We start from the raw sequence: 13,183 nt of genomic DNA on the forward strand, positions 1-13,183 counted from the left end.
GGCACCGATACACGGATGGTCTGACGAGGGAGCGCACGTGGCGGTCATCGAGCAGGTCGGCGCCCGCGAGATCCTGGACTCGCGAGGCAACCCGACCGTCGAGGTAGAGGTGGCGCTGGACGACGGCACGCTGGAGCGCGCCGCGGTTCCGTCCGGCGCGTCGACCGGCGAGCACGAGGCGGTCGAGCTGAGGGACGGCGACGCCAAGCGCTACCTGGGCAAGGGCGTCGAGCGCGCGGTCACGGCGGTGCTCGACGAGATCGGCCCCGAGCTGGTCGGCATCGAGGCCGTCGAGCAGCGGGTGGTCGACCAGAAGCTGGTCGACCTGGACGGCACGCCGGACAAGTCCCGCCTGGGCGCGAACGCCATCCTCGGCGTGTCGCTCGCGGTGGCGAAGGCGGCGGCGGCGTCCAGCGGCCTGGAGCTGTTCCGGTACATCGGCGGCCCGAACGCGCACGTGCTGCCGGTGCCGATGCTGAACATCCTCAACGGTGGCGCGCACGCCGACACCGACGTGGACATCCAGGAGTTCATGATCGCGCCGATCGGCGCGGAGACCTTCCGCGAGGCGCTGCGCTGGGGCGCGGAGACCTACCACGCGCTGAAGTCGGTGCTGAAGTCGAAGGGCCTGGGCACGGGCCTCGGCGACGAGGGCGGCTTCGCGCCGTCCCTGTCGAGCAACCGGGACGCGCTCGACCTGATCCTGATCGCGATCGAGAAGGCGGGCTTCACGCCGGGCCGCGACATCGCGCTGGCGCTGGACGTGGCCGCCACGGAGTTCTACTCCGACGGCGCCTACACGTTCGAGAAGACCAAGCGCAGCGCCGAGCAGATGACCGGCTACTACACCGAGCTGGTCAACGCCTACCCGATGGTGTCGATCGAGGACCCGCTGTCCGAGGACGACTGGGACGGCTGGGTGCAGATGACGGCCGAGCTGGGCGAGCGCGTGCAGATCGTCGGCGACGACCTGTTCGTGACCAACCCGGAGCGGCTGGAGGAGGGCATCTCCCGCCGCGCGGCCAACGCGCTGCTGGTGAAGGTCAACCAGATCGGCACGCTGTCCGAGACGCTGGACGCGGTCGCGCTGGCCACGTCCTACGGCTACAAGTCGATGATGTCCCACCGGTCCGGCGAGACCGAGGACACCACGATCGCCGACCTGGCCGTGGCCGTCGGCGCGGGCCAGATCAAGACCGGTGCGCCCGCCCGCGGCGAGCGCACCGCGAAGTACAACCAGCTCCTGCGCATCGAGGAGGCCCTGGGCGACGCCGCGCGCTACGCCGGCGACCTGGCCTTCCCGCGGTACACGCCGGAGAGCTGATGGCACGACGGGAACGGGAGCCCCGGCGTGGTCGCGAGGCCACGCCGAGGTCCCGCCCTGCGCGGGCGCAGGCCCGCGACGGTCAGTCCCGTGACGCCCGAGGGGGCGAGCCGCGCCAGGGTGCGGCCCGCCAGGGCGCCACCCGCCAGGACGCCACCCGCAAGCCGGAACCGCGCAAGGGCAAGGCCGCGGCGCGCAAGCCGCAGTCCCGGGCCCGCACCAGGGCGGGCGCGGGCACGGGCGGCGCGTTCGGCATGACCGGCACGCGGCGGGCCGCGTTGCTGGCGATGGTGGTGTGCGCGTTGGCGCTGAGCATCGCCGTGCCGCTGCGCACGTACCTGGCGCAGCGCGAGGAGCTGCGCGAGGTCACCGCCTCGCAGGAGACGCTGCGCGCCGAGGTGGGGCAGCTGGAGCGGCGCAAGCGGGAACTGGCCGACCCGGCGCACGTCGAGGCCGAGGCACGGCGCAGGCTGCACTACGTGCGGCCCGGCGAGACGCCCTACGTCGTGCAGCTCCCCGGTGACGAGGAGCGTGAACTGGACCAGCAGCGACCGGAGACCAAACCGGCCGAGGACAAGGCGTGGTACGAGCAGTTGTGGGATTCGGCGGCGGCACGATGACGGTGAGCGAAGAGGACCTGGCGGCGGTCGCGGCGCAGTTGGGCCGCGCGCCGAGGGGCATCAGGGCGATCGCCGCGCGGTGCCCGAGCGGGCACCCGGCGGTCGTGCGGACCAACCCCCGGTTGGAGGACGGCACGCCGTTCCCGACCCTGTACTACCTGACCTGCTCGCGGGTGAACTCCTACGTCAGCAGGCTGGAGGGGGCCGGGCTGATGAAGGAGATGACCGACCGGTTGGCGGTGGACGAGCAGCTGGCCGAGAGCTACCTCCGGGCGCACGAGGCGTACTTGGCCGAGCGGGACGCGATCGAACCGCTCGGCACGACCGTGACGGCCGGTGGGATGCCGACGCGGGTCAAGTGCCTGCACGTGCACGTGGCGCACTCGCTGGCCGTCGGCCGGGGCGTGAACCCGTTCGGCGACGAGGCGCTCGACCAGCTCGCCCAGTGGTGGCCGAGCGGGGAATGCGCGTCAAAGGTGAAAAACTGACCGTCCTGGCAGTTCTCCGGGCACAAAGCTCGTGCGTGCCCGTGACACCGCCGTTCGGATCAGGCAGGCTGGTCTTCAGGCTGGGTGACGAGTCGATGGGGAGTCCGTGGCTGTGCCGAAGTCGAAGCGTCGGGGGCGGAAGCGGACCAAGGTCCATCCGGGCACGATGACGCCTCGGCAGTGGGGCTTCGCGGCCACCGCCACCGCCGCGATGCTCGTGCCCGCGCTGCTGCACACGGCCACCCCGGTCGACTGGTTCAGCCTCGCCGACCGCGCCGACGTGGAAGCCGTGCCGCCCGGTCCGGGCGACGTGCTGGGCACGCTCGCGCTGGACGCCCGGGGCAAGCTCGGCGCCACCGGCCAGCTGCCCGAGACGGACGAGCTGAGCGCGGCGCTGCTGGCCGACGCCGACGACCCGTCGGAGTTCGAGGACGACCTGCCCCCGTTGGAGGGCGGTTACCTGCGCGAGGGCCAGCACGGCATCCCCGGCGTCATGCTCGACGCGTACATGCGCGCGGCGGACCGGCTGGGGCAGACCACGCCCGGCTGCCGGCTGGACTGGCCGCTGCTGGCCAGCATCGGCCGCATCGAGTCCGGGCACGCGCACGGCGGCCGGGTCACCGAGAGCGGCACCACGGTCGAGCGGATCGTGGGTCCGGTGCTCAACGGCGCACCCGGCGTGGCCGCGATCCGGGACACCGACGGCGGCAGGTTCGACGGCGACCGCACCTGGGACCGGGCCGTCGGCCCGATGCAGTTCATCCCGTCCACGTGGGCCGGGTACGCGGCCGACGGCAACGAGGACGGCGAGCGGAACCCGAACAACATCTACGACGCCACCACGGGCGCGGGCAACTACCTGTGCGCGAACAACGTGGACGTGAGCGACCCGGTGCAGCGCGCGCGGTCGGTGTTCCGCTACAACCAGTCCAACGAGTACGTGGCCACGGTGCTGTACTGGGCGGACGTGTACGCCAACGGCGTGCCGGTGCTGCCGGACATCATCGGCTCGGACGACGACTTCGGGCCCAGCCCGGGCAACGGCGACATCCCGTCGGACAACGACAACACCTCGCCGCCCGGGAACACGCCGCCGTCCTCCAGCACGGCGAACCCGACCACGACGACGACCACGAGGACGTCCCGGCCCGGCGTGACGATCACGTTCACCCCGACCGTGCCGACGCACTCGACGACGACCACCACGCCGACGTGCCCCACGGAGCCGACCGAGCCGACCGGGGCGACGACCAGCACGCCGACGACGACGCCCACCACGACGCCGTCGATCCCGCCCGGCTGCCCCACGCCGACCACCACCACGACGACGACCACCACCACGACCGAGGAGCCCGCGACGACGCCCGTCGGGACGACCTCGGCAGGCACGTCGCCCGCCGGGACCTCTGGAGGGACCTCGGGTGGCACGTCCTCAACCGGTTCGGGCTCGTCCTACCCGGCGTCGTCGACGTCGTCCATGAAGGCCACCTGAGCCACGCCCAACCCATCGCCGGCGTCGCCGGGGCGGAATTCGCTTAACGGGTTAAGACGGACGTTGTCGCAACGTTGCGACAGTCGTTGACAACGCGGTGGAGTCGGTCGAACACTACCCGCACCGGCAGCCCCGATCGCCGGTCCGGTCACCCCGTCGCGATCCGGTGATCCGGTCGCGATCCGGTGATCCGGTGACCTGGTCGTCCGGCCGCACGACGACCGACCGAACCGCCGAGGTGCACGTCCCCGGTGTGCGTGGCCGCCATCCCGCCACCGGCCAAGTCAGGCTCGCCGAGTGCTGTCCCGCTGCCCTCAACGAGGCGTCCGCGCTTCCCGGCGTTGAGGGCAACCCGAATCCCACTTCACCCCGCGATGCCCTGGATCACCGCCGCCGCACGTACCGGCTGAACTGATGGAGGGCAGAAATGACCATGCGTGGACACAGATTCCGATTCTTGTCAGCCGTGGCGGTCGCCGCGGTCGGCGTGGGCAGCACGGTGTTCGTGGCGCAGGCCGCCGCAACGGGCTGCGGCGTCACCTACTCCGTCCCGTCGCAGTGGAACAACGGCTTCACCGCGAACGTGACCGTGACGAACCTGGGCGACCCGATCAACTCGTGGACGCTGACCTGGAGCTTCGCCTCCGGTCAGCGGGTCACCCAGGCGTGGAACGCCACCGCGACGCAGAGCGGCGCCCAGGTGAGCGCGCGCGGCGTCAGCCACAACGCCAACCTGGCCACCGGCGCGACCGCGACGTTCGGCTTCAACGGCTCGTGGAGCGGCAGCAACCCGGCGCCGACCTCGTTCGCCCTCAACGGCGTCGCGTGCACGGGCGCGCCGGTGACCACCACTACCGCTACCGCTACCACGACGACGTCGACGACGACGACCGGCGGACCGACGTCCACCACGTCCGTGCCGCCGACCGACAACCCCGCGTGGGGCAGGTCCCTGCCGCCGGCGGGCGCGCAGACGAGCATGGCGTACGACATCGTCGTGTCGGAGAGCGCCACCGGCTACACGCCGAAGGCCGGCGAGTGCTCGCGCGAGGTCCACGCCCGGTACTGGGCGTACGGCCCGGACGGCAAGGTCTACCCGACGTGGCACCCGCCGCGCGACGCGAGCGGCTGCGCGTTCGGCCACGAGCACGGCGACGACCCGCGCACCTCCGACCTGTTCGCCGACGCGAAGTGGCCGTACTTCGGCTACACCAGCGAGGTGATGATGAGCGCCAACCCCGGTGGCGCGCACCGGCACGAGGACCACGTCGGCCACAAGGTCCTCGCGGTCAACAACTCGAACGTCATCCAGGGCGACAACGGCACGAGCTTCTTCCCGCCGCAGGGCACCACCATCGCCACGTGCGACACCCTGCTGAAGTTCCACCAGGGCACGCACTCGACGGACGCGTTCACCAACAACGTGCACGAGCTGATCTACGACAACAAGTGCACGCACCGGGACAACAACCAGGTCACCGAGGCCAAGTTCACCGCCTTGATCCCCAACGGGCGACCGGGCGGCTTCGGCGCGACCGACTGCCCCGGCCCGTTCAACAACAAGTTCACCACCGTCGGCCCGGCCATCCCGGCGGACTCGCCGTCCGACACGCGCTCGCTCGGCCGGCTGATCACCGACGCGGCGTGCGTCCAGGCGATCCGCGAGGGGAAGACGCACTTCGAGGTCATCACCGGCACCGACATCCCGTTCGACACGAACGACCTGCACGAGTTCTGGTTCTCGGACGTCACGGTCAGCACCTCGCAGCTGTCGTTCACCATCCAGCCGCTGTTCTACGTGCTGAACCCGGGCCGGTACTACGACGCCTCGAAGCCGAACAGGCTGGCCCGCCAGGTCGACCTCTGCTACGAGGGCATTCGCGGCGACTACTGCAACGCGGTCCGCCGCATCACCGAGCAGACCGGGCAGCGGGTGGCGTGGGACGACCCGCGCTCGCCGTTCAAGGGCACGCTGCGCGAGTTCCGGCCGGGCGGCTTCAAGCTGCGCAACTCCGGCCCGACCGCCGTCTACACCGACGTGTACGGCCGCAACGCGTCCACCACGCCGTTCAACGGCTCGATCAAGCAGCACTTCTCCGGCAACCACGCCGAGCAGAACATGTTCGTGCGCGGGGCGACCAGGGACTACGCGGCGAACGCCGCTGACCAGATCCACGCGCCCAACTGATTCTGGGTGGGCGGGGTTCATGTGCGGACGGGCGCTCGCGGGCTGATCGGTTCGTGAGCGCCCGTTCGTTGCTTGTTGGGCAGGAGTTTTAAGGGCTTAAAAGCTGAAGAGCGTCCTCGCCGGACGGGCAGATCAGCAGGATGACCCCTGGTCGGGTGGTTGTGCTGCGGGTCCGTTGTGGGTCCGGTGTCCGTGTCATCCCACCGACCTCCACAAGGGCTACCACGCGTATCAAGGGGGCGGTTCCAGCGGAAGGTTCCTGGTGGGATGAGATGTGCCCCCTTGACACGCGCGGTAGGGCTGCGCCAGGTCGGCGGGATGACACGAACCCCTCCTTTGGGAGGAAGGGCCTGCCGGCGGACCTCTTGTGGTTACGCTGCCGGCAGCACTCACCAGCGACGAAGGAGACCTCGGGCATGGCACGCGTGGCCGCGATCGACTGCGGGACCAACTCGATCCGCCTCCTGGTCGCCGATGTGACCACATCGGACACCGGCGGACGGTGGTTGCGGGACGTGCACCGGGAGATGAGGGTCGTCCGGCTCGGCCAAGGTGTCGACGCGACCGGTGAGCTGCACCCCGAGGCCATCGCACGCACCCGGGCCGCGCTCGTCGACTACGCGAACGTCCTGCGGCGCAAGGGAACCGAGCGCGTGCGGATGGTCGCGACGTCGGCCACCCGGGACGCCGCGAACAAGGCCGCCTTCTTCGACATGACCCGGGAGGTGCTCGGCGTGGAGGCCGAGGTCATCACCGGTGACGAGGAGGCCCGGCTCTCCTTCCTCGGCGCGGTGTCCGACTTGGACGCGGACGAAGGTCCCTTCCTGGTCTCCGACATCGGCGGCGGGTCGACCGAGTTGGTGCTGGGCACGTGGGACGGCGTGCGCGGCGAGGTCGAGGCCGCCCGGTCGGTCGACATCGGCTGCGTCCGGCTCACCGAACGCTGCCTGCACACCGACCCGCCGACCGAGGCGCAGGTCGAGCAGGCGGTCGGCGTCACCCGGGAGGTGCTCGCCGAGGCGTTCGCCGCCGTGCCGACCGCCCGGGCCAAGACCTGGATCGGCGTCGCGGGCACGGTCACGACCCTCGTCGCGCTGGCCAAGGAGCTGCCGCGGTACGAACCGGAGGAGATCCACCTCGCCCGGCTCGGCATCGACCGGATCCGCGAGGTCACCGCGAAGCTGCTCACGATGGGCCACGACGAGCGCGCCGCGCTCGGCCCGATGCACCCCGGCCGGGTGGACGTGATCTGCGGCGGCGCGCTGGTCGTCCGCACGCTCGCCGACCACCTGGAGTCGCAGGGCATCACCGAGCTCGTCGTCAGCGAGCACGACATCCTCGACGGCATCGCGTTCGCCCTAGCCTGACGGCCACACCGCGAACGAGCACGTCAACCCACCCGCCCGTCAACTGGGATTGATCGTGACCAGGTCGTGACGCGCTCACCCGTGTGGCCCGGGTCACCCGCCCCCTAGGTTCTCTCTCACGCTGCGAAAGCGGTCGACTCTGCTCGGTTACCCCGATCAGGTGGGAGGACCCATGTCAGGTTCACGATTACGCCCCTCAACCGCGACCGCTGCCACAGCCGTGGCGCTCGTCCTGGCGGCCACGGCCTGCGGTTCGGCCGAGACCCCGACCGGCTCGAACGCCGACGCCGGCATCACGATCTTCAACACCGAGCCGGAGAACCCGCTCATCCCCGGCAACACCACCGAGACCGGCGGCAGCCGCGTCCTCGACCCGCTGTTCACCGGCCTGATCGAGTACCGCGCGGAGGACGCGCAGCCGGTCAACGCGATGGCCGAGTCGATCGACACCACCGACTCGAAGGTCTTCACCGTCAAGCTCAAGCAGGGCTGGCTGTTCCACGACGGCACCCCGGTCACCGCCAAGAGCTTCGTGGACGCCTGGAACTGGACCGCCTACGGGCCCAACGCCACCCAGGGCGCCAGCTTCTTCTCCCAGATCGAGGGCTACGCCGCGGTCAACCCGACCGACCCCGACGGTCCCGACGGCGAGCAGGAACCACCGGCCCCGACCGCCAAGTCGCTGTCCGGCCTCGAAGTCGTCGACGACCACACGTTCACCATCACGCTGTCCGAGCCGTTCGCCGTGTTCCCGGTGACCGTCGGCTACGAGGTGTTCGCCCCGCTCCCCGAGGCCTTCTTCGCCGATCGCGCCGCGTTCGAGGCGAACCCGATCGGGAACGGCCCGTTCAAGTACGTCTCCCGCACGGTCGGCACCGACATCAAGCTGACCCGCTACGACGACTACCAGGGCGCCGACAAGCCGAAGTTCAAGGACCTGACGCTGAAGGTCTACCAGAGCCGCGAGTCCGCCTACGCCGACCTCGTGTCGAACAACCTGGACTTCATGGAGGAACTGCCGCCCAACGCGTTGGCGGGCAAGCAGTACGAGACCGACCTCGGCGACCGCGTCGTGCAGCGGGAGACGCTGAACAACCAGACCATCGCCTTCCCGTTCTACACCGAGCCCTACGACAACGCGGACCTGCGCCGCGCGATCTCCATGGCGATCAACCGCGAGGAGATCACCGCGCGGATCTTCGAGGGCACGCGCAAGCCCGCGGACGGCTGGGTGCACCCGCTGATGAAGGGCTACCGGCCCGGCCAGTGCGGCGAGAACTGCGAGTTCGACCCGGCCAAGGCCAAGGAGGCGCTCGCGAAGTCCGGCCACACCGGGGAGATCGTGCTGCTGTCCAACACCGACGGCGGGCACCAGGAGTGGGCCGAGGCGGTGGTCAACAGCATCAAGAACACCCTCGGCGTCGAGGTGCGGTTCGTGCCGTCGACCAGCTTCGGCGAGTTCCGGCAGAACGTGAACGCGCACAAGATGACCGGCATGTACCGGTCGGGCTGGATCGCCGACTACCCGTCGATCGAGAACTGGCTCACGCCGCTGTTCCGCACGGGCGCGTCCTCCAACGACGGGCTGTACTCGAACCCGGCGTTCGACGCGAAGCTCGCCGAGGCCGACAAGGCGTCCAGCGAGGACGCGGCGATCGAGCTGTACCTCGAAGCCGAGCGGATGCTGGCCCCCGACCTGCCGTCCATCCCGCTGTGGACGCAGAACACCATCGCGGGCCGGTCCGAGCGGCTCAAGGTGGCCAACCTCGACCCGTTCCGCACGCTCGACCTCTACTCGGTGGAAGTGGCCTGACCACGCCGAGGGCACCGGACACACCCGCCAGCCAGCCGAGGGGAGCGCGGAGTTGGGTCGGTACGTGCTGCGCAGGTTGCTCCAGATGGTGCCGGTGTTCGTCGGCACCACGTTCCTGATCTACGCGCTGGTGTGGGCGGTCCCGGGCGACCCGTTCGAGGGCAAGTGCGGCGAGCGCGACTGCCCGGCCTCCTACGTGTCGATGATGCGGGAGCGGTTCAACCTGGACGACCCGCTGCCGCTGCAGTACTGGAAGTACCTGGTGAACCTGGTCCAGGGCGACTTCGGCGTCACGTCGTCCGGCGTCCAGGTGGTCGACCGGATCGCGGCGACGTTCCCGGTGACGCTGCGGCTGGCCCTGGTCGCGCTGCTGGTCGAGGCCGTCATCGGCATCGTCGCCGGCGTGGTGTCGGGGCTGCGCGGCCGGGGGTTCCTGGACAGCCTGGTGCTGGTCTCGACGCTGTTCCTGATCTCGATCCCGGTGTTCGTCACCGGGTACGTCGTGCAGCTGGTGTTCGGGCTGCAACTGGGCTGGATCGCGCCCACGGTCACCACGCCCACGTTCGGGAACCTGATCGTCCCCGGGTTCGTGCTGGCCAGCCTGTCCATGGCCTACGTCGCCCGCCTGTCACGCGCGAGCATCGCCGAGAACCGGCGCGCGGACTACGTGCGCACGGCGTTGGCCAAGGGGTTGCCGACGCGCCGGATCGTCGGCGTGCACCTGCTGCGGAACTCGCTGATCCCGGTGATCACGTTCCTCGGCACGGACCTCGGCGCGTTCCTGGGCGGCGCGATCGTCACCGAGGGGATCTTCAACGTGCCCGGCGTCGGCGGCCTGGTGTTCCGGTCGATCCTGACCAAGGACGGCGCGATGGTGACCGGCGTGGTGACCGTGCTGGTCCTGGTGTACCTGCTGATGACGTTGCTGGTGGACCTGCTGTACGCGGTCTTGGACCCGAGGATCCGCTATGACTGACCAACTGGCCTCACTCGTCCCCGACCGGCCGCGCGGGCTGTTCGGCGACGCCTGGCACGCGTTGCGGCGTCGGCCGCTGTTCTGGGTGTCGGTGTCGTTGATCCTGCTCGTGCTGCTGATGGCGGCGTTCCCCGGCCTGTTCGCCTCCGGCGACCCGAACGCGGCCGACCTGTCCAGGTCACGCGGCGCGCCCTCGTCCGTCGCCTGGTTCGGGTACGACAACCAGGGCTACGACATCTACACGCGGGTCGTGCACGGCGCGCGGGCGTCGATCGTGGTCGGGTTGCTGGCCACGGCGGGTGTCGTCCTGGTCGGGGCGAGCGTCGGGATGCTGGCCGGGTTCTTCGGCGGGTGGCTGGACGCGGTGGTGTCGCGGGTCGCGGACGTGTTCGTCGGCGTGCCGTTCGTGCTGGGCGCGATCGTCATCCTGACCACGTTGAACGCGGGCCGTGACGCGGGGCCGGTGCGGATCGTGGCGCAGGTGGTGCTGTCGATCTCGGTGCTGTCGTGGCCGGTGGCGATGCGGATCATGCGGTCCGCCGCCATCGCCGCCAGGCAGCAGGACTACGTGAAGGCGGCACGGGCGCTCGGCGCGTCGCCGGCGCGGATCATCGGCAAGCACATGCTGCCCAACACCGTCGCGCCCGTGCTCGTCTACTCGACGATCGCGCTCGGCGCGTTCATCGGGGCCGAGGCGACCCTGTCCTACCTCGGGATCGGGCTGCGGCAGCCGGTCGTGTCGTGGGGCGTGATGATCAACAGCGCCAAGGACTACCTGCGCGTCGCGCCGCACGCGCTGCTGTTCCCGGCGGGGTTCCTGACCGCGACCGTGCTGGCGTTCGTGATGCTGGGCGACGCGGTGCGCGAAGCCCTCGACCCGAAGCTGCGGTAGGAGGGGATCATGCTGCTGGAGGTCGAGGACCTGCACGTGGAGTTCCGCACGCGGGACGGGGTGGCGCGCGTGCTCAACGGCGTGAGCTACCACGTGTCGGCGGGCGAGACGCTGGCCGTGCTCGGCGAGTCCGGCTCGGGCAAGAGCGTGACCGCGCAGACGATCATGGGCATCTTGGACACGCCGCCCGCGTTCGTGACGGGCGGCTCGGTGCGGTTCCACGGCGAGGAGCTGCTGTCGGCGTCGGCCGAACGACGGCGCGCCGTCCGCGCCGAGGGCGTGGCGATGATCTTCCAGGACGCGCTGTCGGCGCTGAACCCGGTGTTCACGGTGGGCTTCCAGATCGAGGAGCAGCTCCGGCTGCGGCGCGGGATGAGCCGGGCGCAGGCCCGGGCGCGGGCGATCGAGCTGCTCGACCTGGTGCGGATACCGGCGGCGCGGCAGCGGGTCCGCGAGTACCCGCACCAGTTCTCCGGCGGCATGAGGCAGCGGGCGATGATCGCGATGGCGCTGGCGCTCGACCCCGAGGTGCTGATCGCGGACGAGCCGACCACGGCGCTGGACGTGACCGTGCAGGCGCAGATCATGGACCTGCTGGCGGAGATCCAGCGCGAGCGGCGGATGGGGCTGGTCCTGATCACGCACGACCTGGGCGTGGTCGCCGAGGTGGCCGACCGGATCGTGGTGATGTACGCGGGGCGGATCGTGGAGCAGGCGGACGCGCTGTCGTTGTTCCGCTCGCCCGGCCACCCGTACACGGCGGCGTTGATGCGGTCGCTGCCCCGGCTGGACTCGAAGGGCGCCGCGCTGGAGACGATCCGCGGGCTGCCGCCCAGCCTGCTGCGCATCCCGTCGGGCTGCCCGTTCCACCCCCGGTGCCCCCGGGCGGAGGGCGTGTGCGCGTCGGACGTGCCCCGGGACGTGCGGCTCGGGTTCGGGCGGATCAGCGCGTGCCACTTCGCGGAGGAGGTCGTCGGTGGCTGAGCTGGTGGAGGTGCGCGACCTGGTGAAGCACTTCGCGGTGACGCGCGGGGTGGTGTTCCGGCGGACCGTGGGCCGGGTGCGCGCGGTGGACGGCGTGTCGTTCTCGCTGCGCGCGGGGGAGACGCTGGGCGTGGTCGGCGAGTCGGGGTGCGGCAAGTCGACGTTGGCGCAGGTGCTGATGCGGTTGGAGCCGCCGACGTCGGGCACGGTGCTGTTCGAGGGCGAGCCGGTGTTCTCGTTGCGGGGCGCGGCGCTGCGGCGGTGGCGGCGGGACGTGCAGATCGTGCTCCAGGACCCCTACACCTCGCTGAACCCGCGGATGACCGTGGGCGACATCGTCGGCGAGCCGTTCGAGATCCACCCGGAGGTCGCGCCGCGCGGGTCGCGGGCCGGGCGGGTGCGCGAGCTGCTGGACGTCGTCGGGCTGAACCCGGAGCACCTCAACCGGTACCCGCACCAGTTCTCCGGCGGGCAGCGGCAGCGGATCGGGATCGCGCGGGCGTTGGCGCTGCGGCCGAAGGTGATCGTGTGCGACGAGCCGGTGTCCGCCCTGGACGTGTCGATCCAGGCCCAGGTGATGAACCTGCTGGCGGAGTTGCAGGCCGGGTTCGGGCTGGCCTACCTCTTCATCGCGCACGACCTGTCGGTGGTGCGGCACCTGTCCGACCGGGTGGCCGTGATGTACCTCGGGAAGATCGTCGAGATCGGCACCGAGGAGCAGATCTACCAGCACCCCACGCACCCCTACACGCAGGCGCTGCTGTCGGCCGTGCCGGTGGCGGACCCGGCCCTGCGCGGTCGCCGTGACGTGATCCGCCTGACCGGCGACGTGCCGTCACCGCTGAACCCGCCCTCCGGCTGCCGGTTCCGCACGAGGTGCTGGAAGGCGCGGGACGTGTGCGCGATCGAGGAACCGGCGCTCATCGCCCGCGTCGGCGCCCACCCCAGCGCCTGCCACTTCGCCGAGGAACGCCACGTCGTGCCCGAAGGGTGAGGGCCCTGGTGCGATGCGCGCACCAGGGCCTCCCGTCCTGCCGCG

At 70.8% G+C, this 13,183-nt stretch carries 11 protein-coding genes; all 11 read left to right on the forward strand.

Going from position 1 to position 13,183, the window contains the following annotated elements; translation table 11 throughout:
• Window positions 1-37 precede the first annotated feature (37 nt).
• Window positions 38-1,324, forward strand: coding sequence for a phosphopyruvate hydratase (gene eno / locus ACQPYE_RS03720; RefSeq protein WP_498719129.1), 1,287 nt, complete (start codon window positions 38-40; stop codon window positions 1,322-1,324).
• Window positions 1,324-1,944 carry an FtsB family cell division protein gene (locus tag ACQPYE_RS03725; RefSeq protein WP_498719130.1) on the forward strand — a complete coding sequence of 207 codons (621 nt, stop codon included), beginning with the start codon at window positions 1,324-1,326 and terminating at the stop codon, window positions 1,942-1,944. Before eno ends, ACQPYE_RS03725 begins: the two co-directional genes overlap by 1 nt.
• Entirely contained in the window at window positions 1,941-2,432 is a 492-nt protein-coding gene (locus ACQPYE_RS03730) for a DUF501 domain-containing protein (RefSeq protein ID WP_498719131.1), read from the forward strand. Before ACQPYE_RS03725 ends, ACQPYE_RS03730 begins: the two co-directional genes overlap by 4 nt.
• Before the next feature lie 166 nt (window positions 2,433-2,598).
• On the forward strand, window positions 2,599-3,924 hold the full coding sequence (locus ACQPYE_RS03735) for a lytic transglycosylase domain-containing protein (RefSeq protein WP_498719132.1): 1,326 nt from the start codon (window positions 2,599-2,601) through the stop codon (window positions 3,922-3,924).
• A gap of 466 nt (window positions 3,925-4,390) precedes the next feature.
• Entirely contained in the window at window positions 4,391-6,112 is a 1,722-nt protein-coding gene (locus tag ACQPYE_RS03740; protein WP_498722832.1) for a cellulose-binding domain-containing protein, read from the forward strand.
• A 416-nt stretch (window positions 6,113-6,528) separates the two neighbouring features.
• Window positions 6,529-7,479 (forward strand): Ppx/GppA phosphatase family protein, encoded by a 951-nt coding sequence (locus ACQPYE_RS03745; protein ID WP_498719133.1) that lies wholly within the window; start codon window positions 6,529-6,531, stop codon window positions 7,477-7,479.
• Between the two features lie 172 nt (window positions 7,480-7,651).
• On the forward strand, window positions 7,652-9,292 hold the full coding sequence (locus ACQPYE_RS03750; RefSeq protein WP_498719134.1) for a peptide ABC transporter substrate-binding protein: 1,641 nt from the start codon (window positions 7,652-7,654) through the stop codon (window positions 9,290-9,292).
• A 52-nt stretch (window positions 9,293-9,344) separates the two neighbouring features.
• The gene (locus tag ACQPYE_RS03755; RefSeq protein ID WP_498719135.1) at window positions 9,345-10,268 is read left to right on the forward strand and encodes an ABC transporter permease; all 924 of its coding nucleotides are present in this window, start codon (window positions 9,345-9,347) and stop codon (window positions 10,266-10,268) included.
• Complete coding sequence (locus ACQPYE_RS03760; RefSeq protein WP_498719136.1) at window positions 10,261-11,160, forward strand: ABC transporter permease; 900 nt, start codon at window positions 10,261-10,263, stop codon at window positions 11,158-11,160. The genes ACQPYE_RS03755 and ACQPYE_RS03760 overlap by 8 nt, the downstream gene beginning before the upstream one ends.
• A 9-nt stretch (window positions 11,161-11,169) precedes the next feature.
• On the forward strand, window positions 11,170-12,144 hold the full coding sequence (locus ACQPYE_RS03765) for an ABC transporter ATP-binding protein (RefSeq protein WP_498719137.1): 975 nt from the start codon (window positions 11,170-11,172) through the stop codon (window positions 12,142-12,144).
• Window positions 12,137-13,138 (forward strand): ABC transporter ATP-binding protein, encoded by a 1,002-nt coding sequence (locus ACQPYE_RS03770; protein WP_498719138.1) that lies wholly within the window; start codon window positions 12,137-12,139, stop codon window positions 13,136-13,138. The genes ACQPYE_RS03765 and ACQPYE_RS03770 overlap by 8 nt, the downstream gene beginning before the upstream one ends.
• Window positions 13,139-13,183 lie beyond the last annotated feature (45 nt).

The organism is Actinosynnema sp. CA-299493, assembly GCF_050946825.1.
Classification (GTDB): Bacteria; Actinomycetota; Actinomycetes; order Mycobacteriales; family Pseudonocardiaceae; genus Actinosynnema.